The organism is Halorubrum persicum, assembly GCF_002727125.1.
GTDB classification, from domain to species: Archaea; Halobacteriota; Halobacteria; order Halobacteriales; family Haloferacaceae; genus Halorubrum; species Halorubrum persicum.
In genome coordinates, this window is sequence record NZ_NHOA01000008.1 from 46,569 (window position 1) to 70,795 (window position 24,227).

Annotated in this window: 32 protein-coding genes and 1 tRNA gene; 29 read left to right on the forward strand and 4 right to left on the reverse strand. The window is 62.6% G+C overall.

Going from position 1 to position 24,227, the window contains the following annotated elements; genetic code table 11:
* Positions 1-9: 9 nt before the first annotated feature.
* On the reverse strand, positions 10-843 hold the full coding sequence (locus tag DJ69_RS01035) for an aldo/keto reductase (RefSeq protein ID WP_099253901.1): 834 nt from the start codon (positions 841-843) through the stop codon (positions 10-12).
* 494 nt (positions 844-1,337) lie between these two features.
* A tRNA-Gly gene (locus tag DJ69_RS01040) sits at positions 1,338-1,408 on the reverse strand.
* Between the two features lie 135 nt (positions 1,409-1,543).
* On the opposite strand from DJ69_RS01040, the gene DJ69_RS01045 reads away from it, so the two are divergent.
* The 28 genes from DJ69_RS01045 to DJ69_RS01180 all read left to right on the forward strand — a co-directional run bounded on the left by DJ69_RS01045 (position 1,544) and on the right by DJ69_RS01180 (position 19,194).
* Complete coding sequence (locus tag DJ69_RS01045) at positions 1,544-2,824, forward strand: PQQ-dependent sugar dehydrogenase (RefSeq protein ID WP_099253902.1); 1,281 nt, start codon at positions 1,544-1,546, stop codon at positions 2,822-2,824.
* A gap of 221 nt (positions 2,825-3,045) precedes the next feature.
* Positions 3,046-3,912 (forward strand): putative RNA uridine N3 methyltransferase, encoded by an 867-nt coding sequence (locus DJ69_RS01050; RefSeq protein ID WP_099253903.1) that lies wholly within the window; start codon positions 3,046-3,048, stop codon positions 3,910-3,912.
* Positions 3,913-3,916: 4 nt separating this feature from the next.
* A complete protein-coding gene (locus DJ69_RS01055) occupies positions 3,917-4,933 on the forward strand; it encodes a 50S ribosomal protein L3 (RefSeq protein ID WP_099253904.1) in 1,017 nt (338 codons plus the stop codon).
* A 3-nt stretch (positions 4,934-4,936) separates the two neighbouring features.
* Positions 4,937-5,683, forward strand: a complete 747-nt coding sequence (gene rpl4p, locus DJ69_RS01060) for a 50S ribosomal protein L4 (protein WP_099253905.1) — start codon at positions 4,937-4,939, stop codon at positions 5,681-5,683.
* Positions 5,680-5,934, forward strand: a complete 255-nt coding sequence (locus DJ69_RS01065) for a 50S ribosomal protein L23 (protein ID WP_099253906.1) — start codon at positions 5,680-5,682, stop codon at positions 5,932-5,934. Before rpl4p ends, DJ69_RS01065 begins: the two co-directional genes overlap by 4 nt.
* A gap of 1 nt (position 5,935) precedes the next feature.
* Positions 5,936-6,658 (forward strand): 50S ribosomal protein L2, encoded by a 723-nt coding sequence (locus DJ69_RS01070; protein WP_099253907.1) that lies wholly within the window; start codon positions 5,936-5,938, stop codon positions 6,656-6,658.
* Complete coding sequence (locus tag DJ69_RS01075; RefSeq protein WP_099253908.1) at positions 6,655-7,080, forward strand: 30S ribosomal protein S19; 426 nt, start codon at positions 6,655-6,657, stop codon at positions 7,078-7,080. Before DJ69_RS01070 ends, DJ69_RS01075 begins: the two co-directional genes overlap by 4 nt.
* A gap of 3 nt (positions 7,081-7,083) precedes the next feature.
* On the forward strand, positions 7,084-7,548 hold the full coding sequence (locus DJ69_RS01080) for a 50S ribosomal protein L22 (protein WP_099253909.1): 465 nt from the start codon (positions 7,084-7,086) through the stop codon (positions 7,546-7,548).
* Positions 7,548-8,492, forward strand: a complete 945-nt coding sequence (locus DJ69_RS01085) for a 30S ribosomal protein S3 (protein ID WP_099253910.1) — start codon at positions 7,548-7,550, stop codon at positions 8,490-8,492. The genes DJ69_RS01080 and DJ69_RS01085 overlap by 1 nt, the downstream gene beginning before the upstream one ends.
* Positions 8,493-8,705: a 50S ribosomal protein L29 gene (gene rpmC, locus DJ69_RS01090; protein WP_008847473.1), complete on the forward strand. Its 213-nt coding sequence runs from the start codon at positions 8,493-8,495 to the stop codon at positions 8,703-8,705.
* Between the two features lie 2 nt (positions 8,706-8,707).
* The gene (locus tag DJ69_RS01095) at positions 8,708-9,166 is read left to right on the forward strand and encodes a ribonuclease P protein component 1 (RefSeq protein WP_099253911.1); all 459 of its coding nucleotides are present in this window, start codon (positions 8,708-8,710) and stop codon (positions 9,164-9,166) included.
* Positions 9,157-9,501 carry a 30S ribosomal protein S17 gene (locus DJ69_RS01100; RefSeq protein ID WP_099253912.1) on the forward strand — a complete coding sequence of 115 codons (345 nt, stop codon included), beginning with the start codon at positions 9,157-9,159 and terminating at the stop codon, positions 9,499-9,501. Before DJ69_RS01095 ends, DJ69_RS01100 begins: the two co-directional genes overlap by 10 nt.
* Positions 9,501-9,899: a 50S ribosomal protein L14 gene (locus DJ69_RS01105; protein WP_004047220.1), complete on the forward strand. Its 399-nt coding sequence runs from the start codon at positions 9,501-9,503 to the stop codon at positions 9,897-9,899. The genes DJ69_RS01100 and DJ69_RS01105 overlap by 1 nt, the downstream gene beginning before the upstream one ends.
* A gap of 2 nt (positions 9,900-9,901) precedes the next feature.
* Positions 9,902-10,258 (forward strand): 50S ribosomal protein L24, encoded by a 357-nt coding sequence (gene rplX / locus DJ69_RS01110; RefSeq protein WP_099253913.1) that lies wholly within the window; start codon positions 9,902-9,904, stop codon positions 10,256-10,258.
* Positions 10,255-10,980 (forward strand): 30S ribosomal protein S4e, encoded by a 726-nt coding sequence (locus tag DJ69_RS01115; RefSeq protein WP_099253914.1) that lies wholly within the window; start codon positions 10,255-10,257, stop codon positions 10,978-10,980. Before rplX ends, DJ69_RS01115 begins: the two co-directional genes overlap by 4 nt.
* Complete coding sequence (locus DJ69_RS01120; protein ID WP_099253915.1) at positions 10,973-11,497, forward strand: 50S ribosomal protein L5; 525 nt, start codon at positions 10,973-10,975, stop codon at positions 11,495-11,497. The genes DJ69_RS01115 and DJ69_RS01120 overlap by 8 nt, the downstream gene beginning before the upstream one ends.
* A complete protein-coding gene (locus DJ69_RS01125) occupies positions 11,494-11,667 on the forward strand; it encodes a 30S ribosomal protein S14 (protein WP_004047216.1) in 174 nt (57 codons plus the stop codon). The genes DJ69_RS01120 and DJ69_RS01125 overlap by 4 nt, the downstream gene beginning before the upstream one ends.
* Positions 11,668-11,669: 2 nt before the next feature.
* On the forward strand, positions 11,670-12,062 hold the full coding sequence (locus DJ69_RS01130) for a 30S ribosomal protein S8 (RefSeq protein ID WP_004597419.1): 393 nt from the start codon (positions 11,670-11,672) through the stop codon (positions 12,060-12,062).
* 2 nt (positions 12,063-12,064) lie between these two features.
* A complete protein-coding gene (locus tag DJ69_RS01135) occupies positions 12,065-12,598 on the forward strand; it encodes a 50S ribosomal protein L6 (protein WP_099253916.1) in 534 nt (177 codons plus the stop codon).
* Positions 12,599-12,601: 3 nt separating this feature from the next.
* Complete coding sequence (locus DJ69_RS01140; protein ID WP_099253917.1) at positions 12,602-13,312, forward strand: 50S ribosomal protein L32e; 711 nt, start codon at positions 12,602-12,604, stop codon at positions 13,310-13,312.
* Complete coding sequence (locus tag DJ69_RS01145) at positions 13,305-13,766, forward strand: 50S ribosomal protein L19e (RefSeq protein WP_099253918.1); 462 nt, start codon at positions 13,305-13,307, stop codon at positions 13,764-13,766. The genes DJ69_RS01140 and DJ69_RS01145 overlap by 8 nt, the downstream gene beginning before the upstream one ends.
* Positions 13,766-14,323 carry a 50S ribosomal protein L18 gene (locus DJ69_RS01150; protein WP_004047211.1) on the forward strand — a complete coding sequence of 186 codons (558 nt, stop codon included), beginning with the start codon at positions 13,766-13,768 and terminating at the stop codon, positions 14,321-14,323. Before DJ69_RS01145 ends, DJ69_RS01150 begins: the two co-directional genes overlap by 1 nt.
* Entirely contained in the window at positions 14,316-14,963 is a 648-nt protein-coding gene (locus tag DJ69_RS01155) for a 30S ribosomal protein S5 (RefSeq protein WP_099253919.1), read from the forward strand. Before DJ69_RS01150 ends, DJ69_RS01155 begins: the two co-directional genes overlap by 8 nt.
* The gene (locus DJ69_RS01160) at positions 14,963-15,427 is read left to right on the forward strand and encodes a 50S ribosomal protein L30 (RefSeq protein WP_099253920.1); all 465 of its coding nucleotides are present in this window, start codon (positions 14,963-14,965) and stop codon (positions 15,425-15,427) included. The genes DJ69_RS01155 and DJ69_RS01160 overlap by 1 nt, the downstream gene beginning before the upstream one ends.
* Entirely contained in the window at positions 15,424-15,921 is a 498-nt protein-coding gene (locus DJ69_RS01165) for an uL15m family ribosomal protein (RefSeq protein WP_099253921.1), read from the forward strand. Before DJ69_RS01160 ends, DJ69_RS01165 begins: the two co-directional genes overlap by 4 nt.
* A 3-nt stretch (positions 15,922-15,924) precedes the next feature.
* Positions 15,925-17,400, forward strand: coding sequence for a preprotein translocase subunit SecY (gene secY / locus DJ69_RS01170; protein ID WP_099253922.1), 1,476 nt, complete (start codon positions 15,925-15,927; stop codon positions 17,398-17,400).
* Positions 17,401-17,452: 52 nt separating this feature from the next.
* Positions 17,453-18,073, forward strand: coding sequence for a hypothetical protein (locus DJ69_RS17680; protein ID WP_144050355.1), 621 nt, complete (start codon positions 17,453-17,455; stop codon positions 18,071-18,073).
* Complete coding sequence (locus DJ69_RS01180) at positions 18,070-19,194, forward strand: tyrosine-type recombinase/integrase (RefSeq protein WP_099253923.1); 1,125 nt, start codon at positions 18,070-18,072, stop codon at positions 19,192-19,194. The genes DJ69_RS17680 and DJ69_RS01180 overlap by 4 nt, the downstream gene beginning before the upstream one ends.
* Positions 19,195-20,099: 905 nt before the next feature.
* Here DJ69_RS01180 and DJ69_RS01190 read toward each other — a convergent pair.
* Entirely contained in the window at positions 20,100-20,726 is a 627-nt protein-coding gene (locus DJ69_RS01190) for an ArsR/SmtB family transcription factor (protein WP_144050356.1), read from the reverse strand.
* Between the two features lie 1,577 nt (positions 20,727-22,303).
* Positions 22,304-22,987 carry a hypothetical protein gene (locus DJ69_RS01195; RefSeq protein WP_144050357.1) on the reverse strand — a complete coding sequence of 228 codons (684 nt, stop codon included), beginning with the start codon at positions 22,985-22,987 and terminating at the stop codon, positions 22,304-22,306.
* Between the two features lie 362 nt (positions 22,988-23,349).
* On the opposite strand from DJ69_RS01195, the gene DJ69_RS17685 reads away from it, so the two are divergent.
* On the forward strand, positions 23,350-24,123 hold the full coding sequence (locus DJ69_RS17685; RefSeq protein ID WP_144050358.1) for a hypothetical protein: 774 nt from the start codon (positions 23,350-23,352) through the stop codon (positions 24,121-24,123).
* The last annotated feature ends 104 nt before the right edge of the window (positions 24,124-24,227 follow it).

Genomic DNA, 24,227 nt, shown 5'->3' on the forward strand with positions numbered 1-24,227 from the left:
CGAGGACCGTTACTGCTCGATCCCGTACACGTCGCTCGTCCAGTCGCGGGCCGGGGTGTCGTACACCGGCTCGTCGCGGTCGCGCTCGTCGAGCTGCCGGCGGTCGGCTTCGTCGAGCTCCCAGTCGAGGTCGGCGTTGGCCCGGACGTGCTCCGGGGTCGACGACCGCGGCAGCGCGACCACGTCGTTGTCGAGCGCCCACCGGAGGACGACCTGCGCCGGACTCTTGTCGTACGTCTCTGCGAGCTCGGCGACGACCTCGTCGCCGAACACGTCCGTCCGCGCGAGCGGGGCCGCCGCCTCGATCACGGTGTCGGACTCGCGGCAGTAGTCGACGAGGTCGGGGCGCTGGAACCACGGGTGGAACTCGATCTGGTTGACCGCGATCGGCACGTCCGAGACGTGGTGGGCGCAGCTCAGCTGATACGCGCTGAAGTTCGAGACGCCGACATCGCGGACGAGCCCCCGCTCGCGGAGCTCGGCCATCGCCCGGAGCGTCTCTCGCAGCGAGATCGCGGGGTTGGGCCAGTGGATGAGATACAGGTCGACGTAGTCGGTGCCGAGCCGGTCGAGCGACGCCTCGCACGACGCGATCACCGATTCGTAGTTGAGGTTCTTCGCGAGCACCTTCGAGGTGAGGAACACGTCGTCGCGGTCGTACTCCGCGAGCGCGTCGCCGATCGCCGCCTCGTTGTGGTACCCCTCGGCGGTGTCGATGTGCGCGTAGCCGGCGTCGAGCGCCGCGCGGACGCTGTCGCCCGTCTGGTCGCCGAGGTCGTAAGTGCCCAGTCCGAGCGCCGGCAACTCGGCGCCGCTCGGGAGCGTCTTGGTTGGAACGGTCACGGGGAACGGGTTCGGCGGATCGCCGATTGAAACTACCGGTCGGGGAACCGCGTGCGGTGGCGCGCGCCTGTGAGCGCCATTCGGGCGCGAACAGCGCGTGCGAGGGAGTCGCGAGCGCGTGTCAGCGCTCGCGACGAGGCTGGGGAGGCGTGAGGTGCCGTGCGGTGGGCGCGTGAGGCCGGATTTGTCCACACGTTGGCCGCGACTAACACGGATCTCTCTCAGAGTCGACTTGCGTAGTTAGGAACCGCACCGGCCGAGACTCCGCGCGAGCGCAGCGAGCGGGGAGTCAGGGCGGCGCACGACCAAAGGGAGTGCACCGGCCGAGATTTGGACTCAGAATCAGACGTGCTCGCTCACTGCGTTCGCTGCGCGCGACTGATAGCGTTCAAATCACTCGGTGATTTCTCTCACTACGTTCGAGAAAGACACCGGCCGAGACTCCACGCGAGCGCAGCGAGCGGGGAGTCAGGGTGGTGCACGACCAAAGGGAGTGCACCGGCCGAGATTTGAACTCGGGTTGCAACCATGGCAAGGTTGCGTGATACCACTACACTACCGGTGCGTGCTTCGCATCTGCACATAGCCCGAGTCGGAGATATAAGGGTTCCGAACGACGGTCGCCGACGCAGCCGATCCCCGCCTCGGCCGTCGGAAGCGTCATCGGTCCCGCGACCAAGGCGAACACGAGACGATCCCCATGACGCGTCACCCCACTGTCGCCGACAGGCGCACCGTGCTCCGAGCGACCGGCGGTCTGACGGCGATCTCGCTGGCCGGCTGTCTCGGTGAGGGCGGCGACGACGACGGCCTGTCCGACGGCGACGGCAACGGCGGTGACAGCGACGACGGCGCGCCCGTCGCGCCCGACGACGGCGCCGACGTCGAGTACGCCGTCGAGCGCGTCGCGGAGGGGTTCGAGAACCCGTGGGGGCTCGCGTTCCTCCCCGAAGACGGGCGACTGCTGGTCACGGAACGCACCGGGCGGCTCTCGCTCGTCGATCCCGAGAGCGGCTCTCGCTCGACCGTCGAGGGAGCCCCCGAGGTCCACGTCGCCGGACAGGGCGGGCTGCTCGACGTCGCGGTCCATCCCGCGTACCCGGACGACGCGCGCGTGTATCTCACGTACGCCGCGACGAACGACGCCGGCGAGTCGGCGACCCACGTCGGGAGCGGGCGACTCTCCCTCGCGGACTCCGGGCCGCCCGCACTCGACGCGTTCGAGGCGGTCCACGTCGCGGAGCCGTTCGTCGACTCCGACCTCCACTTCGGCTCGCGGGTGACGTTCGGCTCGGACGGCGCGCTGTTCGTCACGGTCGGCGACCGGCGCGACACCGAGTTCGGACCCGACCACGTCTCGCAGGACCGGGCGAACGAGCTCGGCTCGACCCTCCGGCTGACGCCCGACGGCGACGCTCATCCCGACAATCCGTTCGTCGACGATCCGGCGGCGGCGGACGCGATCTACAGCTACGGTCACCGGAACCCGCAGGCGATGGCGGTGCGTCCCGAGACGGGGGGGATCTGGCAGTGCGAGCACGGCGAGGAGGACGGCGACGAGATCAACGTCGTCGAGCGGGGCGGCAACTACGGCTGGCCGGTCGCCAGCGAGGCGTGCCGGTACGGAACGGACGAACGGGTCGCGCCGAGCCACCGCGAGCGTGGCGACGTCGTCGCTCCGGTCCACTACTGGCCCTGCGGCTCCGGCGGCTTCCCGCCGAGCGGCGCCGTCTTCTACGACGGCGACGCCTTCCCCGCGTGGCGGGGCGACCTGTTCGCGGGGACGCTCGCCGGGCAGTACCTCGGTCGGTTCACCGTCGACGGCGCGGGCGCCCCCGACGCCGCGGTGACCGAGCGCGATCCCCTGCTCGACGACCAGGGATGGCGGATCCGGGCGATCGCGGTCGAGCCCGCCACGGGACACCTCTACGTCGCGGTCGACGACGGGGACGCGCCGATCGCGCGGATCGTCCCGCCTTGATCCGGTCGCCGGTGTGAGCCATCCGCCCCAAGCTCTGACGTGAGTCGGCCTGTGACGACCGCACGGATCCGCCGGCCCTCACGCTCGACCGTGTGACTCCGTCCCTCGATCCTCGGACGAAAAACCCCCGCCAGACCCCGTGTGAACGCTCCACAGCCCGAAATCGGGACCGCTACCCTTTTAGGCTGCCGTCCGAAATCGAGGGGTACAGTCTCGCCACGATGCGTACCGAAGACGGACCCACGATCTGCATTCCGTCTTCGGTCGTCCGGGAGGCCGAGGACGATCGCGAGGCGACTCGCAAACTCGGCTACGTCGCCCGTGCGGCGGCGGTGTTCCGGGCGGATCGACTGGTCGTCTTCCCCGACAGGGAAGGCGAGCGGCGACGGGGCGGCGAGTACGTTCGGACCGTGCTGGGGTACGCCGCGACCCCTCCGGAGCTCCGAAAGGATCTCTGGGGGGAGCACGACGAACTCCGGTACGTCGGCGTGCTCCCGCCGCTCCGCGTGCCGTGGCGGACCGGCTCGACCCCTAGCGGGGAAGAGTCGAAAACACAGGGACTCGTGACCGAGGTCGGACCTGAAGGCCGCGTCCGGGTCAATTCCCCGCTGCGGGAACACCCGATCTCCCTGCTCGTGCCCTCCGGAATGGAGGTCGAGCAGGGGGAGCGCGTCACCATCAGGGTCTCTTCGAGAGAACCGGTCCGCGCCCGCATCACCGGGAAGCCGGAGGACGGTTTCCAGGTCGTGGAAGCGGACCTGTCGGAAGCGCTCGCCGGCGACGGCTTGGCCGTCGCGACGTCGCGGCACGGGGAGGAACTCTCCGTCCCGCGGCTCGGCACCATCGTCTCGGACGCGCGGGAGGCCGGCGGATACACCGTCGCCTTCGGCGCGCCCGAGCGAGGGCTTCCGGAGATGCTCGGGCTTTCGCCCGACGGCATTCGGGCGGCCGTCGCCGACGGCCGCTCGGTCGAACCCGATCCGGGGTTCGACCTCTGGCTGAACACGATCCCGGCACAGGCGAGCGAGGTCGTCCGGACGGAGGAGGCTCTGTTCGTGACTCTCGGCTCGCTCACACTCACGGAGTAAACACATGCCACAACCAAGCCGACCACGAAAAGGCTCGCTGGGCTACGGCCCGCGTACCCGCGCAGACCGAGAGGTTCCGCGCATTCGCTCGTGGCCCGACGACGACGGAGCCCCCGCACTGCAGGGGTTCGCCGGCTACAAGGCCGGTATGACGCACGTCGTTATGGTCAACGACGAGGCCAACTCGCCGCGTGAGGGGATGGAAACGTCCGTTCCCGTCACCGTCGTCGAGACGCCGCCGATGTACGCGGTGGCCCTGCGCGCCTACGAACAGACGCCGTACGGAAAGAAGCCGGTCGAAGAGGTCTGGGCGACCGAGTTCCACGAGGAGCTCGACCGCGCGCTCGACCTTCCGGCGGAAGACACCTTCGAGGAGGACGCCGACGAGCTGCGCGCGCTGCTCGACGAGGGCGCGGTCGACGACGTCCGCGTCATCACTCACACCGTCCCCTCGGAGCTCGCGAACGTGCCCAAGAAGAAGCCCGACATCATGGAGACCCGAGTCGGCGGCGGCTCCCTCGAGGAGCGCGTCGACTTCGGACTCGACCTGATCGAGGAGGGCGGCGCCCACGAGTTCGGCGACGTCTTCCGCGCGGGTCAGTACACCGACGTGTCGGGTATCACGAAGGGGAAGGGGACCCAGGGTCCCGTCAAACGCTGGGGCGTCCAGAAGCGGAAGGGTAAGCACGCCCGCCAGGGATGGCGGCGCCGGATCGGCAACCTCGGTCCGTGGAACCCCTCCCGCGTTCGCTCCACCGTCCCCCAGCAGGGGCAGACCGGCTACCACCAGCGCACCGAGCTCAACAAGCGCCTCATCGACTTCGGCGAGGGCGACGACGCCTCCGTCGACGGCGGCTTCGTCAACTACGGCGAGGTCGACGGCGACTACGCGCTCATCAAGGGCTCGCTGCCCGGTCCGGACAAGCGCCTGCTTCGGTTCCGCCCGGCCATCCGGCCGAACGACCAGCCGCGCCTCGATCCCGAGGTCCGGTACGTATCCACCGCATCCAACCAGGGATAATCCATGAACGCAACAGTACACGACCTGGACGGCGGGGACGCGGGCAGCGTCGAGCTGCCGGCGATCTTCGAGACCGCGTTCCGACCGGACCTCATCGGTCGGGCGGTCTCCGCCGCACAGGCTAACCGGAAACAGGCCTACGGTGCCGACGAGTTCGCCGGGCTGCGAACCCCCGCGGAGTCGTTCGGCTCCGGACGCGGGCTCGCACACATCCCGCGCTCCGAGAACGTCGCTCGACGCGTCCCGAACGCCGTGTCGGGCCGCGCCGCGCACCCGCCGAAGGCCGAGAAGGACCAGACGAAGAGCCTGAACGACAAGGAGCGACAGTTCGCCATTCGGTCGGCCATCGCGGCCACCGCCGACGCCGAGCTGGTCGCCGAGCGCGGTCACGCGTTCGACGAGGACCTCGACCTGCCGCTCGTCGTGAGCGACGAGTTCGAGGACCTCCAGAAGACCCAGGAGGCCCTGGGCGTGCTCGAAGCCGTCGGCGTCGACGCCGACATCGAGCGCGCCGAGGAGGGTCGCTCCGTCCGAGCCGGCCGCGGGAAGACCCGCGGTCGCAAGTACAGCCAACCGAAGTCCGTGCTCGTCGTCACCAGCGAGGAGCCGTCCCGCGCCGCCCGGAACCTGTCGGGCGTCGACGTCGCGACCGCGCAGGAGGTCAACGCGGAAGACCTCGCGCCGGGCGCGCACCCGGGTCGACTCACGCTGTGGACCGAGAGCGCCGTCGAGGAGGTGGCCGACCGATGAACTCCATCATCGAGCACCCGATCGTCACCGAGCAGGCGATGAACGAGATGGACTTCAAGAACAAGCTGCTGTTCCTCGTCGACGTCGACGCGACCAAGCCCGAGGTCCGCGAGGAAGTGCAGGACCGGTACGACGTCTCCGTCACGGACGTGAACACGCAGGTGACCCCGCAGGGCGCGAAGAAGGCCACCGTCACGCTCTCCGAGGACGACGACGCAACCGAGATCGCATCGCGCATCGGGGTGTTCTGAGATGGGACGACGAATCCAAGGACAGCGGCGTGGACGCGGCGGCCCGACGTTCCGGGCCCCGTCCCACCGCTACAAGGCGGAACTGTCGCACAAGAAGCTCGAAGACGTGGACACGATCACCGGCGAAATCGTCGGGATCGAACACGACCCCGCTCGCTCGGCTCCGCTCGCGGAGATCGAGTTCGGGGACGACGACCGTCGACTCGTGCTCGCGCCGGAAGGCGTGCGCGTGGGCGAGACGATCCAGGTCGGCGTGAGCGCGGAGATCAAGCCCGGGAACACGCTCCCGCTGGCGGAGATCCCCGAGGGCGTCCCGGTGTGTAACGTCGAGAGCAACCGCGGGGACGGCGGGAAGTTCGCGCGCGCCTCCGGCGTGTCGGCGACGCTTCTCACCCACGACCGCGATGTCGCGGTCGTCCAGCTCCCCAGCGGCGAAGTGAAGCGACTCGACCCGCAGTGCCGCGCCACGATCGGCGTGGTCGCCGGCGGCGGTCGGACGGAGAAACCCTTCGTCAAGGCCGGTAACAAACACCACAAGATGAAAGCGCGCGGGACCAAATACCCGCGCGTGCGCGGCGTCGCGATGAACGCCGTCGACCACCCCTTCGGTGGCGGTGGTCGCCAACACCCCGGCCAGCCGAAGTCCGTCTCGCGGGACGCCCCGCCGGGACGCAAGGTCGGTGACATCGCATCCAAGCGCACCGGACGAGGTGGCAACAAATGAGTTCAGATTACCGCACCGGCCGCGAGGGCAAGGAGTTCGCCTACCGCGGTCACTCGCTCGACGAGCTGCAGGAGATGGACGTAGAGGATGTCGCGGAACTGCTCCCCGCACGCCAGCGGCGAAGCATCGTTCGCGGACTCGGCACCGAACAGCAGAAGCTGCTGGAGACGGTCCGAAGCCGCGACAAGGAGACGACGGCGGACAACCCGATCCGGACGCACCTGCGCGACATGCCGGTCCTGCCGGAGTTCGTCGGCGTCACCTTCTCCGTGTACAACGGACACAGCTTCGAGCGCGTGCAGGTCGAACCCGAGATGATCGGTCACTACCTCGGCGAGTTCCACCTGACTCGAAGCACCGTCGAACACGGTCAGGCCGGCATCGGCGCGACCCGGTCCTCGAAGTTCGTGCCCCTCAAGTAACCCATGGGAATCAACTACAGCGTCGAGGCCGACCCGGAGACCACCGCCAAGGGGATGCTCCGCGAGCGGCCCATCAGCGTGAAGGACAGCAAGGAGATCTCCCGGGAGATCAAAGGCGAGACGGTCGCCGACGCCGAGGAGTTCCTCCAGGAAGTCATCGACGAGGAGACGTCGGTGCCGATGCGCCAGCACAACGCCGGCGCGGGCCACCGCTCCGACATCGACGGCTGGGACGCGGGACGGTACCCCGAGAAGGCCGCCAAGGACTTCCTGAAGCTCCTGGAGAACGTCAAGCACAACGCGGACGAACAGGGGTTCGACGGCGACGGGATGGTCATCAAACACGTCGCTCCCCACAAGGTCGGCGAACGACCCGGCCGGAACCCGCGAGCCGCGGGTGCCACCGGGTGGAACACCACCCTCGCCGACGTCGAGCTCATCATCGAAGAGCCGGAGGCTGACGAATAATGGCTGACGAACACCAATTCATCGAGGACGGCCTGCGCCGTTCACAGATCAACGAGTTCTTCGCGGACGAGCTCGGCCGCGCCGGCTACGGCGGCATGGATGTCGCCCAGACGCCGATGGGCACGCAGATCGTCCTGAAGGCCGAAAAGCCCGGCATGGTGATCGGGAAGGGCGGGAAGAACATCCGCAAGATCACCACCGAGCTCGAGGACCGCTTCGACATGGACGACCCGCAGATCGACGTTCAGGAGGTCGACGAGCCCGACCTGAACGCTCAGATCGTCGCGGACCGTCTCGCGAACGCGCTGGAGCGCGGCTGGTACTTCCGGAAGGCCGGACACACGACGATCGACCGGATCATGGACGCGGGCGCGCTGGGCGCCGAGATCGTCCTGAGCGGGAAGGTCACTGGCGCGCGTTCGCGCGTCGAGAAGTTCAACCGCGGCTACATCAAGCACAACGGTGAGCCCGCGGAGGAGGTCGTCGATCACGGCCAGGGCGTCGCGGTGATGAAGCTCGGGACGATCGGCGTCAACGTGAAGATCATCCCGCCGGGCGCGCAGCTCCCGGACGACTTCGACATCCGCGAGGACGCCGAGGTCCCGGAGGTCGAACAGGCGGCGGTCGACGTCGACGCCGACGAGGGCGTCGAGTCGCTGCTCGAGGAGGAGCCCGAGGAGGTGCCCGACGTGGGCGCCGACGACGACGTCGAGGTTCCCGACGAGGACCCGAGCGATCTCATCGACGAGGAGGTCGTCGAGGAGGTCGTCGAGGAGACCCAGGAGACGGCCACGGAGGCGACCGACGTCGCTGCCGAGGAGCCGGTCGGCGACGAGAACGTCGACGCCGACGACGTCGAGGAGCTCGACGAGGAGATCGAGGCGGAAGCCGCGGACCTCGTCGCAGAGATGGAAGCCGCGGACGAAGACGAGGAGGACGAATAAATGGCGATCCTCTACACCGACGAGATCCGCGACATGACGGCGGCCGAGCGTCAGGTCGAGCTCGAGGAGCTCGAGACCGAGCTGCTCAACTCGAAGGCGCAGCGCGCCGCCGGCGGCATGCCGGAGAGTCCGGGCCGCGTCAAGGAGCTCAAGAAGACGATCGCGCGGATCAAGACGATCCAGGCGGAAGAAGGCGACTTCGACGACGAATAACGATGATCTCCCCCGACACACTCGTACGGCACGAACTCGTCGGCCTCCCGGTTCGGGTGGCCGACGCCGACAGCGACGCCCACGTGGGCATCGCCGGTCGCGTGCTGTCCGAGACGTTCGGCACCCTCGTGGTGCGAACGGGGTCGGGGGACAAACGCGTGCCCAAGTCGGGCACGACGTTCGAGTTCGCGGTCGTCGATCGACCGACCGCCCGCACAGATGAAGCCGCCGACGACGGTCAGTCGTCGGGGTCCGCGTCCCAACTCGGGTCGGATACTACGGGGGTCCGCCCCCGTCAGTCTGGCCCGTCCGGATCCACAAGCGTCGTCACCGGTGACGACGCGGGTCCGGCGAGCCACCGCGGCGAGTGCAAAGACGCGGTCTACGCGACGGTGGATGGCGAGCGGTTACGGCATCGGCCCGCCGAACGCACCGAACAAGGTGTCACACAATGGCGATAGGAATCGACGTACCCACGCCTCCGGAGCCAGACAACCCGGAGGATTACGACTACGAGAAGTGCCCGTTCCACGGGCAGCTCTCCGTCCGCGGCCAGACCCGTGAGGGAACGGTCGTGTCGACGGATATGGAAAAGACCGTCATCGTCGAGCGAGAGTACGACGTGTTCGTACCGAAATACGATCGGTACATGAAGCGTCGGTCGCGCATTCCGGCCCACGTGCCGGGCGTGCTCGACTCGCTCGAAGTCGGTGACGAAGTGAAAATCGCGGAGACGCGACCGCTCTCGAAGACGAAGTCCCACGTCGTCGTCGAGAACCTGTCGGGTGATCTGTGATGGAGGCGCTCAAGGCCGACGTCACGCAGGGGCTCTCGAAGGGCTCGCTCATCACGTGCGCCGACAACACCGGCGCCCGTGAGCTGAAGGTGATCTCCGTGTCGGGCTACTCCGGCACGAAGAATCGCCACCCGAAGGCAGGTATCGGCGACAAGGTGACCGTCTCGGTCACCAAAGGGACCCCGGAGATGCGGCGGCAGGTGCTGGAGGCGGTCGTCGTCCGCCAGCGCAAGCCGATCCGCCGTCCGAACGGCACGCGCGTGAAGTTCGAGGACAACGCGGCCGTCATCATCGACGACCTCGAGGAGCCGCGGGGCACGGAGATCAAAGGCCCCGTCGCCCGCGAGGTCGCCGAACGCTTCGGGAGCATCGCCTCGACCGCGACGATGATCGTCTAATCATGACGAAACAGCCACGCAAACAGCGAAAACGGTCGGAGACCGCGCCGCTCCACGAGCGGCAGAACCAGGTCCGGGCCACCCTCACGGACGACCTCCGCGAGGAGTACGGCCAGCGGAACGTCCGCGTCAACGCCGGAGACACCGTCGAGGTGCTTCGCGGCGACGCGGCCGGCACGGAGGCCGAGGTCATCTCGGTCGACCTGTCCGCAGAACGGATCACCGTCGAGGACGTCACCGTCGCGAAGGCGGACGGGGAAGAGGCTCCCCGCCCCATCCCGGCGAGCAACGTTCGGGTGACCGAGCTGGACCTGGAAGACGAGCGCCGGGAGGCGCGGCTCCAGGAGGATAACGAATGACGCGACATCAGAAGCGACTGGCAGTACCGAACTCCTGGCCGGTCGAGCGGAAGACGAACACGTTCACCGTCAAGGCCGGCGCCGGCCCGCACGGTGAGGCGGGCGTTCCGCTCGTCGTCCTGCTGCGGGACGTGCTCGGCTACGTCGACTCGACGAAGGAGGCGCGCTACGCGCTGAACAACGACTCGGTCCTCGTCAACGGGGACGCCGTCTCGGACGAGCAGCGTCCGATCGGGATGTTCGACATCCTGGCGTTCCCCGAGCGCGGGGAGTTCTTCCGCGTCTTCCCCGACGAGGGCGGTCGGCTCGCGCTGACTCCCGTCGACGAGGAGGCCGCCGGTAGCCGACTCGGAAAGATCACGAACAAGTCCGTCGTCCCCGGTGGCGACGCGCAGCTGACGCTCCACGACGGGACCAACGTCCTCGTGGACGCCGACACCGAGTACGACACGAAGGACTCGATCGTCGTCGACAACGAGTCGAAGGAGATCGTCGCCCACTTCGAGTACGAAGAGGGCGCCCTGGTCACCGCCGTCGCCGGTCAGCACGCCGGCCGTATCGGCGAAGTGGCCGACATCGACGTGACGCTCGGCTCCGGCTCGAACACGGTCTTCGTCGGCGACGACGAGGACGGCTACGAGACGGTCGAGGAGTACCTCGTCGTCATCGACGAGAACTTCACCGGCGACGACGCCGACGAGGCGGGTGATTCGGATGAGTGAATCCGAGAGCGCCCCCCACGAGATGCGCGAGCCGTACCTGGAGAAGGTCGTCGTCCACATGGGCGTCGGTCAGGGCGGTGAGCCGCTCGCGGACGCCGAGGAGATCATCGAAGCGATCACGGGCCAGCAGTCGGTCCGGACCACTTCGAAGCGCACCATCGCCGAGTTCGGGATCCGCAAGGGCGACCCGATCGGCGTCAAGGTGACGCTGCGGGACGAGGACGCACACGAGTTCCTCGCGACCGCACTCGACATCGTCGACGTCTCGCAGAGACAGTTCGACGACACCGGCAACCTGAGCTTCGGGGTCGAAGACCACACCGACTTCCCGAGCCAGGAGTACGACCCGAGCATCGGCATCTACGGCCTCGACGTGACGACGACGATCGTCCGTCCCGGCTACCGCGTGTCGAAGCGGGACAAGGCGACGGCGTCGATCCCCGCGAAACACCGGATGACCGCCGAGGACGCGGCCGCGTTCCTCGAAACGAACTTCGACGTTGAGGTAACGGAATGAGCGAAGCGAACAACGACACGGGCGAGCACGCGTCGAAACGCACCGACTCCCGGCACACCTGCCGGCGGTGCGACCGCGAGCAGGGGCTCGTCGGCAAGTACGACATTAACCTCTGCCGGCAGTGTTTCCGCGAGGTCGCCCGAGATATGGGATTCGAGAAGTACAGCTGATCATGACGGGAAACGATCCATTCACCAACGCACTGGCCGGCATGGACAACGCCGAGAGCGTTGGCCACCTGTCGTACACGGTTGAGCCCGCCTCCAACATCATCGGCTCCGTCCTCGAGGTCCTCTACGACCGCGGGTACGTCGACGGCTTCGAGTACGTCGACGACGGGAAAGCCGGGAAGTTCGAGGTCGAACTGAAAGGAGCGATCAACGAGTGTGGCGCCGTCAAGCCCCGCTACTCCGCGGGTGCCGACGAGTTCGAGAAGTGGGAGAAGCGATACCTCCCCGCCCGTGACTACGGGACGCTCATCGTCACGACGAGCCACGGCGTCATGAGCCACTACGAGGCCCGCGAAGCGGGTATCGGCGGCCAAGTGATCGCATACGTCTACTAACAATGAACAGAGTCGAAATTGACATTCCGGACGACGTCTCCGCCGAGACCGACCACCTCGAACTCACCGTCGAGGGTCCCAACGGGAGCGTTACGCGACGCCTCTGGTACCCCGACGTCGAGGTCACGGTCGAAGACGGTGTCGTCGCGATCGCCTCCGAGAACGATGACGCGAAGACGAACGCCACGGTTGGCACCTTCGAGAGCCACGTCGCCAACATGATCCACGGCGTCACCGACGGCTGGGAGTACACGATGGAAGTGTACTACGCCCACTTCCCGATGCAGGTGACCGTGGAGGGTGACGAGGTCGTCATCGAGAACTTCCTCGGCGAGCGAGCACAGCGACGCACCCCGATCCGCGGGGACACGGACGTACAGATCGACGGCGAGACGGTCACGCTTTCGGGCTCCGACAAGGAGGCCGTCGGGCAGACCGCCGCCGACATCGAACAGCTGACGAAGGTGACCGACAAGGACACGCGCGTCTTCCAGGACGGCGTGTACATCGTCGAGAAACCCACCGGAGGTGCCTAACCAATGGCCGAAGAACTGGAAGACATCAGCGGTGTCGGTCCCTCGAAGGCGGACGCCCTTCGCGCGGCCGGCTACGAGACGGTCGAGGACGTGAAGGCCGCCTCCCAGTCGGAGCTCTCCGAGGTCGACGGCGTCGGCAACGCGCTCGCAGCGCGTATCAAGGCCGACGTCGGCGGGCTGGAGGTCGACGAGGAGGCGGACGCGGAGATCGAAGACGAGACGGACGAGGAGGAGGCAGCCGAGGGGGCCGCCGCCGACGAGGACGTCGAGACGGAGCTTCGCCCCCGCGGTCACGCCGACAAGACGCCGGAACTGGACGACGAGACCGCTCGCGCGCTCGCACAGAAGCACCGCGAGGGGAAACCGCAGTTCAACCGGCAGGATTACCACAAGAAGAAGCGCATCCCGACGTCGTGGCGCAAGCCGCGCGGCGGGCTCTCCAAGCAGCGTCGCCGCATGAAGGCGAAGGGCCCTGTCGTCGAGGCAGGGTTCCGCTCGCCGAAGGCGTCGCGCGACCTGCACCCGAGCGGCTTCGAGGAAGTCCGCGTGCACAACACGGACGACCTCGAGGGCGTCGACGGCGACACGCAGGCGGTGCGGATCGCCTCGAAGGTCGGCGGTCGCAAGCGCGAACTGATCGAAGACGAGGCGGAGGAGCGCGGCATCCGCGTGCTGAACCCGACCTACGTCGAAGTGGAGGTCAACGATGAGTGATCTGAAGGCGCAGAAACGGCTCGCAGCGGACGAGCTCGACGTCGGCAAGGGCCGCGTCTGGCTCGACCCCGAGGCACAGGAGGAGATCGAGGACGCCATCACGCGAGAGGACGTCCGCGAGCTCATCGACCAGGGCACCATCCGCGCGAAGGACGCGAAGACGAACTCCCGCGGTCAGGCCCGCGAGCGAGCCGAGAAGCGCTCGTACGGCCACAAATCCGGCGCCGGTACCCGGAAGGGGAAGGCCGGCGCGCGACAGAACACGAAGGACGACTGGAAGGCCCGGATCCGCGCGCAGCGCGCCCGCCTGAAGGAACTCCGCGACGACGAGGACGTGCTCGACGCCACCGAGTACCGCACGCTCTACAACAAGGCGAGCGGTGGCGACTTCGAGGACGTCGCGCGGCTGGAGGCGTACATCCAGACGCAGTACGGTTACGAGGTGACGGACTAATGGCGACAGGACCACGATACAAGGTGCCGATGCGGCGCCGCCGCGAGGTCCGGACGGACTACCACCAGAGGTTGCGCCTGCTGAAATCGGGCAAGCCTCGCCTGGTCGCTCGGGTGAGCAACGCTCACGTCAGGGCGCAGCTGGTCACTCCCGGATCCGACGGCGACGAGACCCACGCGGCCGCCTCCAGCGAGGAGCTCGGCGAGTACGGCTGGGACGCCCCCACGGGCAACCTCCCCAGCGCGTACCTCACCGGTTACCTCGCGGGCGCCCGCGCCGTCGACGCCGGCCTCGACGAGGCCGTCCTCGACATCGGGCTCAACACGGCGACGCCCGGCAACAAGACGTTCGCAGTACAGGAAGGAGCGATCGACGCCGGCCTCGAGATCCCGCACAACGACGACGTGCTGGCCGACTGGTCGCGCACGCGCGGCGAGCACATCGCCGCGTACGCCGAGCAGCTCGACGAGCCGCTGTACAGCGGCGATTTCGACGCCGCCGACTTACCCGAGCACTTCGACGACGTGCTCGCCACAATCCAGGAGGACCATGAGTAGACACAACGACGGCTGGGAACCGCGGACGCGACTCGGCCGCAAGGTACAGGACGGCGACATCTCGTCGATGGAACAGGCGCTCGACTCCGGTCTCCCCATGAAGGAGGCCGAGATCGTCGACCAGCTCCTCCCGGGGCTGGAAGACGAGGTGCTGGACATCAACATGGTCCAGCGCATGACCGACTCCGGCCGCCGCGTGAAGTTCCGCTGCGTGGTCGCCGTGGGCAACCGCGACGGCTACCTCGGCTACGCGCAGGCCCGGGACGACCAGGTCGGCGGCGCCATCCAGAAGGCGATCGACGTGGCGAAGCTGAACATCATCAAGGTCGACCGTGGCTCCGGGTCCTGGGAGGACCAGCCCGGCGGCACGAACTCCCTCACCCGCAAGGCCGAGGGGAAGGCCGGCTCCGTCACCGTCGAGATCCAGCCCGCCCCGCAGGGGCTCGGGCTGGCCGCGGCGGAGACGGTCCGGAACATCCTGGAGCTCGCCGGCGTCGAGGACGCCTGGACGAACTCCGACGGCAACACCCGCACGACCGTGAACCTCGCGAAGGCGACGTTCAACGCGCTGGAGAACGCGGCGCAGTCCCGCACTCCGCAGCACGCGCGTGAAGTCCACTACGACGAGGTGAGCGAGTGATGCAAGCGATCGTGCAGCTCCGCGGCGACGTGAATCTCGAGTACGGCGTCGAGGACACCCTCGACATGCTGAACATCGGGCGCGTCAACCACGCGACGTTCGTCCCCGAGACGGAGTCGTACCGCGGCATGATCACCAAGGTGAACGACGTCGTGGCGTTCGGGGAACCGAGCGTCGAGGCGGTCGCGTCCACTATCGCGCGACGCGGCGAGCCCTTGGAGGGCTCGGCCGACATCGACGACGAGTGGATCGACGACAACACCGACTACGCCGATCTCGAGGCGCTGGCCGAGGCGCTCGTCGACGAGGAGACGACCCTGCGCGATCAGGGCCTCTCGCCGACGCTCCGGCTCCACGCCCCCCGCGGCGGTCACGAGGGAATCAAGCACCCCGTGATCGAGGGCGGCGAACTCGGAAAACACAGCACTGAGGAGATCGACGGTCTCCTGGAGGCGATGCGATGACGAGCAAGAAACGTCGACAGCGCGGCTCCCGAACGCACGGCGGCGGAACGCACAAGAACCGGCGCGGCGCCGGTCACCGCGGCGGTCGCGGTGCGGCCGGCCGCGCGAAACACGAGTACCACAACTACCCGCCGCTCGGGAAGTACGGCTTCAAGCGACCCGAGGGGACGCAGACCGAGGTCCTCGAAGTGAAGGTCCAGAAGCTCGACGAGGACGCGGCGCTGTACGCCGCGGACGACCTCGCCGAGGAAGACGGCGACGCGTACGTCATCGACGCGCGCGACGTCGTCGAGGACGGTCACGAGGCAGACGTCGTGAAGGTGCTCGGTGGCGGTCAGGTTCGGAGTGAGCTCCGCGTCACGGCCGATGCGTTCACCGCCGGCGCGGTCGAACTCATCGAGGAGGCCGGCGGCGAGGCGACGCTCTCCGAGCGCGCCGAGGAGGCCGCTGACGAACCGGAAAACACTTCCGACGACGAGGACGACGAGGCGTAACCAATGAGTTGGAAGGAGGTCGCTGAACCGCTGCTCACGCGGATGCCCGTCGTGGAGCGACCCACAGGTCACGTTCCGTTCAAACGGAAGCTCATGTGGACGGCCGGCATCCTGGTCGTCTACTTCTTCCTGACCAACATCAACCCGTACGGGTTGGCAGTGGGCCAGGGGTCTGACTTCTTCGGGCAGTTCCGATCGGTGCTCGCCGGGTCGTCCGGTTCGTTGTTGCAGGTCGGTATCGGGCCAATCGTCACGGCGTCCATCGTCCTCCAGCTGTTGGGCGGTGCGAACCTGCTCGGACTCGACACCGACGACCCGCGCGACCAGGTCCTCTACCAGGGCCTCCAGAAGCTGCTGGTGGTCATCGTCACGGCGCTGACGGCAGCGCCGATGGTGTTCACCGGTGAGTTCCTCCCCGAGGATCCGGCCGTCGCGCAGGCGCTCGGCATCGGGGCGTTCGGCGTCGAAGCGCTGATCTTCGTGCAGATCTTCATCGGCGGCGTCCTCCTTCTGTTCATGGACGAGATCGTGAGCAAGTGGGGCGTCGGCTCCGGTGTCGGGCTGTTCATCATCGCGGCCGTGAGCCAGCAGATCGTCGGCGGGTTCTTCAGCTTCTCGGCGCTCGGCGCGTCCGGGTTCTTCGCGAGCTGGTACGGCATCATCGTCGGTGACGTGCCGGTGTCGCTCTCGCCGTTCACGGCGGAGGGGCTCCAGAACCTGCTGTTCGATCCGGGGAACATCTTGGCGCTTTTCACCACGCTGTTCATCTTCGGGATCGTCGTGTACGCGGAGTCGGTCCGCGTCGAGATCCCGCTGTCACACGCGCGGGTGAAGGGCGCTCGCGGACGCTTCCCGGTGAAGCTCATCTACGCGTCCGTCCTGCCGATGATCCTCGTTCGCGCGCTGCAGGCGAACATCCAGTTCGTCGGCCAGCTCCTCTCCTCGCAGTGGGCGGGGATGCCGGGGTGGCTCGGCGTGTACAGCGATCAGGGCCAGCCCATCTCCGGGCTGTTCTACTACCTGAACCCGATCCAGGCTCGCACGGACTGGATGTGGTTCCTCGGTGAGATTCCGGCGTCGGTCGAGCCGTGGATGATCGCGGTTCGACTGCTCATCGACCTCACCTTCATGGTCGTCGGCGGAGCGATATTCGCCATCTTCTGGGTCGAAACCACCGGCATGGGCCCGGAGGCGACGGCGAAGCAGATCCAGAACTCCGGGATGCAGATCCCCGGATTCCGCCGGAACCCGCAGGTCGTCGAGAAGGTCATGGAACGGTACATCCCGCAGGTGACCGTCATCGGCGGCGCCCTCGTCGGGCTGCTCGCCGTCATGGCGAACCTGCTCGGCACCATCGGCCAGGTCTCCGGAACCGGGCTGCTGCTCGCGGTCTCCATCACGTACAAGCTGTACGAGGAGATCGCGGAGGAGCAGCTGATGGAGATGCACCCGATGATGCGCCAGATGTTCGGCGAATAGGGACCACAATGTGTCCCCAGCGTTTATTTAGTGAGTCCGTGTAGCCGCCGGTATGCCAGATGGGGCTCACAAGAAGGTCAAACTCAACGTGAGAGTCACTTCCAGTAAGAAAGAGGAGTGGCTGGACAGTTTGAATGATGATGAAAACCTTTCATCACTCGTTCGTCGTGCGGTCGACAGGGAGATTAATAACGAGTATATCCCAAAGAAAGCGATCAATAATCTCTCTGGGAATACTGGCCAGGCCGACGTTGATCTCTCACCACTTCTGGATCAAATCGATGATCTCCAACGCTCCGTGACCTCTGTTGAAAACAAGATCGATACGATCTCTGTGGCTCAAGCAGACGAGGGAGAGGACGAAGACATAGAAGAACTCGCTATGGATCTTCTCCCCCGCCTTCCTACATACCCTAATGATATTCCCAACGATGTACTCGAAGGTATGGGTGGGATTGGTGAACGAAGTCCACGAGAATTTATTTTGTACATAATGGAAGCACGCCAAGAAATCTCCCATCTCTCTATTGACGGGAGTGCTCAAAGGTTCTCATCCGAAATAAGGGAGCCAACATACCTCGTCAAAGAGGCACTCTGCTATCTCGAAAACAACACGACAGAGAACGTGCACAGCGCAATCATTGATGGTACCCGTCACTGGATGCGACTATGAGAAACGACAAAGGCCAGTACGCGAGTCCCGCAGATAAACAGATTTCGGGGGAAATGGAAGAGCTACTCGGACGTTACCTCGAAAGCTTACGGGAGCAAAAAGACCGGACAAAGGATTCGACGGTCAATACACGTCGGCGTGAAGTACGATACTGGTTAGCCTTCTGCGAATCGAACGACATCGACCCCCTTGCTGCCACTACCGAGGATGTCAGAGGGTATATCCAATTGAATTCTAATCTGGCCGATACGACTGTTGGTTCGTACTATCGGTCAGTACAATCGTTTTACAGCATCGTTGCGAATGACGCCAGAGACGATCAGCTTGAGCTCGTTAATGGACATCCTTGTGAGGATAGTAATACGATTGATCTGAAGGATGATTATAACATCTATGAAAATAAAGCCGAGTACAAGATCCAGCATGACCTCACTGCGAGCAATAGTGATGAATTGCGGGAAGGTACGAGTGAGGTTCTAGCACTCAAGCCGGAACAGGTGGAGTCTCTGTTTGATGCCGTCCCGGGGAAAACGCCTCAAGCAAAGCTTCGAAACGAGATCGCCGTCCGGTTAAACTGGTATACCGGATGTCGTAGTGTGGAACTGTCGCGCCTAAAGATTGAGAATATCGACTGGGAAGAATGCAGTATTGATGTTAGGAGCGCAAAATTAAGCGTGAAAGAAAACAGCGGATTGATTCGGCGCGATGTGTACTTCCCAGAGGAGTTCAGGTTCCAGTTAAAACGGTGGTGTGAAAGAATCCGGCACGCATTTTCGGCAGAAGCTAAGCCGGATTCTGGGAATATCCTCGTCACAACTCATAACGATGAGATGTCTGGTCCACAGATCAATGATGTCGTCAAGAAAGCAGCTCGGAACGCAGAGGTCCAGCGACCGCTACGCCCGCCTAATCCTGATCCAGATGACGAAGTCAAAGAGTGGTTTGTAACCACCCATCGTATCCGGCGATCTGCGATTTCACACTGGGTGAACGATTGTGAGTCATTGGGTCTTCACCAGGTGAGAAGAATCGCCGGTCATGCTCGTATTGAGCAGACGATGGAATATGTTGAGGATGACGATGAACAGATAGCAGTAGACTATCAGAAGGCGATGCGGTGAACCGCCTCGGGGTCAAGCCCCAAGGCACTCGGCCTGTTCCGCCTGTAGACCTCGACCCTGTCGAACTGGAAGAACTTGACGACGACGAGAATCTTCGTCAACTAGCACGTAATAGTATCTATACGTGGGAGTTTACGAACCGTCCCGGAGACCCGATTCATCCACGTCACCAGTCCGGGTACCTACCAACTACGGATACCAGTCACGCTGAGGTCAGGGATGGCTCTACAGGTCCAGTCGTTCGTTCCGGATCAGGAGTAGCGTACTCGCTGGCTTCAGTAGCGTCAGAACCGGCTAATGGCTTATTGAACCAGCAGGGTGTCGATTGTGATGGCGTACAGCGATCGCTACTGATTACTCCACGTAAGTGCCTCAACGGTTGGAAATTCGTGCTTCGCTGTCTGAGGTGGGTTGTAGTACCGGGATTCGATCTCGTAGTAGCCGAATTCAGGTGGGATCCGGGCACACGCTCGTGCTAATCGTTCATCCGCTGTGTGAGTGATAACACGGATTCGAGCGTTCTGCTCAAACAACCGGACCGCTAACGCAACTACCGACGCGTCCCGCCAGTTATTCGTTACTGGATACTTGCTCTGCTGGTTCAGGAATTCGTCTGTAAGATGTTGCGCCTGTTCGACTGGATTAGTGACTGATTCAAACGCATCATCTCGATTCCCAACGAGTGGTATCGCAACCCGAATCCATCCGTCTTCAACGCCGTCATCAAGATAGGGATTCACCGGCGGCTCCGCCCCGTAGTCCGTCAGTTCACGGTAAATGGGCGATGGAACCCACAGTTCTGTTCCAGCCTGTTCAACCGCGTCCTTGAGCGACTGGACGTGTGGACTCGAAGATTGCCCCAGACTGCGAAAAATCACCGTATCTACGATATTTGCCGTGTACATTCACTGCTGGTCAGTCAATTCCGTCAGTAGGTCGTCGTCTTCGTCCACCACGTCAGCTGGCGTGTACGTAGTTGGACTGGAGTCGGCATCACCGAGGTCATGGATTGCATAGAGCGCTTCCAGAAGATCGTATGTAGTTCCGTGTGAGAGGTTAGTGAGGCTAGCAATTTGCCGGACAGTGATGTCGCCCTCGCTATGGGATTTAATGAGATCGTGAGCGAGGGCGAAGGTCACGAGTCCGTGGTCGTCGCGCACCCGGGCGATGATTGGATATTCGTCAGCGTGTGCGACGACAGCGACGAGCTCAGGAGTGATCGACACTTCAACGCCTCGAATTGTGAGTTGTAACTCGAAGTCCTCAGCTTCGTACGGGCTGGGACTGGTTTCATCTCCCGTTTCAGTGATGAGGCCCGCCTGTTCTAATCTGTGTAGGTACTCGTAGACCGTCTTTTTCGAGACATCTGCCGTCTCGACGAGGTCGGGCGCAGTAATGCCTGGTGAGCGACGAATCGCTGTATAGATGCCAGCGAGAGCCGAATTTGTGAGTAACTCCGTAAACGTCGGGACGCCAGTAATCGCCTGTATGCCGTCGCCTACATTCCGCACATGCTCTGTCTCGTAGCTCATTGTGTAGAGTTACGTAACTCGAAACCATAAGCGTTTGTCTTGGAAAATCACTCCTCGCGGGATCGATAGCCCTGTTCGCCGAGCCTGTCGGCGACTTCATCAAGATCTGCGGGTCCAATGAGAACCGCCCATTTTGTTAGCAAAGAGGGGTTCGAGTCTGTAATCAGCAGGCGTTCGTAGAGGTGCTACACGTGAGATTTATCAGAATTTAGTGATACTTGATATGGCACTCAAACGCTGCTTCTCCGATAGTAAGAGACTTTATTAATTTTATTATACTAAATATGTCCAAACTTTTCTTGATTCCTTCTCATACAATTCTGATGTTATTTACAACGAGCGGCGCTGTACAACGATTTCATACATTCCCTATGTTATTTACAATATCGACCCGACTTCTGTCGTCTCGTGGTTTTTGGTTTTTCGTATGCTATTTGCAACGAGGTGATTTCCACGTCTCATCAACACCTAGTTAGGTTTGTATACTAACTATTATTGCGGGTTGATCGGGCGCTATCGTGATTGTTGATGTAATTCCACTTCTGTCTGTGAATTTTCGGGAATTCGTACCGTTTTTCTAGCAAAACGAGGGACGCTCGCTTGCTTGCAATTTCCGTGAATTCATATTGAATTTATAACGAGGCTATCGCATAGGTCAAATCGGGTCTCCACAACTACCGTGTATTCTACGATTTCAGAAAATTCTGGCCTGCTTCTATCCGGCGATTTTCTGATTTCCTTATTGAATTTATTATGAATTCACCCCACCTATCAAAATTATGTTAGATAGGCAGGAAAATAGCTTAGTGTTTCTAAGGGCTTTAGAAACAACAAGGAGATATTAAAATCTGTTATTTTCCTCTCGCACAGTTCTATTACCCCCGTGATTTTCCGTAGGTGTGTGTAGTAATAGATGGGTGTGCGATATTCAATCTGGGTGATAAATGTTTTTGCCGCCGGTTGGCGGGACCTATTCAAGCGCCATATTGGTTCCCGGCTTTTGCATCTTGTATCACTATTTCGAGATATATTCGGCAGCCCTGTGAGTCGAAGTATCGTTCGGGACGATCGTGGTCTATACCAGGTTCCCAGTGTAGTGGTCGCTGACTCTCTCCAAGCCACAGACGCGCGGTAGATGTGACCGCGCTGGTTGGCTGGCATATGGAGTACAGTCTACGCTGCTGGGGGTACTAGCAGCTTCACTTGCTAACATCATAGTAGGCCACTACAGCGGTCATCCACCGGCTGATACTGGTTTCGACCCTCATCTGTTCATAGCCGCAATCACTTACTTTTGCGGCTATCGAGACTGCGGGGCTTGGTCTGCCTGGTGGTTCTGACACACTGTAAGCATCTCAGGTATTCACAGTCCCACAGCCCCACCAAGTTGTACAGGTAACGCACGTTCCTTGTTCAGTTCTGGTTCCACAGGAACGCTGAGCGCCTACTGGACTGGGTGTTCCTGGCGCGTATATACTGCCTCATCTGGCTTGCGTAACACAGACACCTATCGTACCTGGGTCGCCTGCTGTTCCTCGTGAACCTAAGGAACCTAAGGTTCGCGTAGTCCCCGAAACTTACTGAGTACGGACAGCCCCAACGTCCACCATCGCATGCCCGGTTCGGTCCTGCATTTGTTCGATAGCCTGTTCTTGCTCCGAAAGAACACGGTCAATTGTCTCTACCGCTGTTGGCTTTTCGCCTGTCCCGAGATCCATAATGAACCCACCAAGCATGAAGAGTGCCTGTTCATACCGGCGTGGATCACCATCTGGGCAGCTTTCGCGGAACGCCTGACAAAATTCACCGTATTGGTCTGGGCTTTGACTGGCAGCGCGATACAATCGCTCACCACGCTCTCGAATCCCCCAGAGATACGCGTAGGCATTCCACACACGACGGTCATAGATCGGGAATGTCGCCGAGGATGCATTCGGCCCGCTCGCCGCAAGATGAAGCAGAAACGACGGCGTCACGAGTCCAGACCCCGAAATAATCCCTTCGTCACGAAGCCGATCACTAACGTTTCGCACAGCCGTTGACGGTCGTTGCTCTACGTATCGATCCATATCGAGCTGCGAAATGACTGGAGCTATATCTGTGAACGCAATCCGTCGGCTCAGATCCTTCCATTTCCACAGTTGACGCGCTCGTTCAACGAGATCAGGCTCAGCCAACGCCTGTAGGTACTGCTCGTTATCTTCCTCGTAGACGCGGTACATCGACGCCCAATATGGCACGTTCAACGGTGGGTCGGACATATCCATCGGCAACGGAGCCAGCGAGATAGGAATTACGCCGGATACCCTCTCTGGTAGCACTACTCTCAACTAGGTAGACTCGTCGTAGCCACGCCTATAGTAATTTCCAGAAGTGTCTACTCACACCTCTCGCCAGTTCTTCGAGAGGCAACAAAACACGCCAATTTTCGGGGACGCTACCACAAAGACTTCCAGATTCTACTATAGAACTACAGGGTCCCTGAACTAGCTCACTCTTCTTGGTTGGAAGGTGCTGACTGGAATTCGATCTCTAAAATACTCTCCCAAAGATATAGGGATAATCATACACGTTATGGACTCATAAAATGGGGTTATTTGAAAAGTACATAGCATATCAGTGGATGTCAAGTGGCGATGGTGATGGTGGGGATAGCGATGGGATTGCTGTCTTTGTCATTATTGGCGCGATTATCGCGGCGCTCGCCGGGATTGTATGGGCTATGACGGCAATTCTCTCGATCGTATGGAACTTCGTCTATGGACTTGTTCGTCCGGTCCTCGTTGTGTTTCCCCCTGTTACTGTTCCGCTTGCAGCGATTCTTATTGGCTGGCTATTCACATTGATCGGCCCATACCCGACTGAGAAGATGGAAGCATTCTTAGATGGCACTGACGACAAACTCTCGTTCACTGGGAGAAGTGTCTGGGCACTCATCGCCATCAATAGCATATTTATAATGGCACAGTTCGATCTGTTCCCAGAAGCTAATGGTGTAGTTGGAATTATCTTCGGCCTGGTAGTTGCCCTCTTTTTATTGTACGGATTGTACGAGGTTTTCCATCTTCCCTACCGATGTATTCGGTTGTTGTTGCACGCACCGGATGGGACCCGCTACGTCATTGCATTCCTTTCACCAGTGATATTTATGATCGTATCGGGTGCATTCAATGTCCCACTTAACATACCCATTGTATCCTCGATAAGGCTAAACTCAGAGATCGCTGTTGCTGTTGGTGCACTTACTATCCTCAATGCAACATATCTAGGTGGAGTACTCGCCGTTCTGTTGAAGCAAGACGAAATCCACCCTGAATCCCCTCAAACCAAATCGAATAGCCATCCCGACGATTCGTCTTCTAATGTATCACCGACTAGTAGACATATGCGAGAGTAGACATAGTGCTCAAACCCTACAGACAGAGAGGGATTGATCCGAGGGGCCGAATAATAAGACACGGATTCAGAGTCGGGGACGTGTGCTGGCAGTACGACTATAGC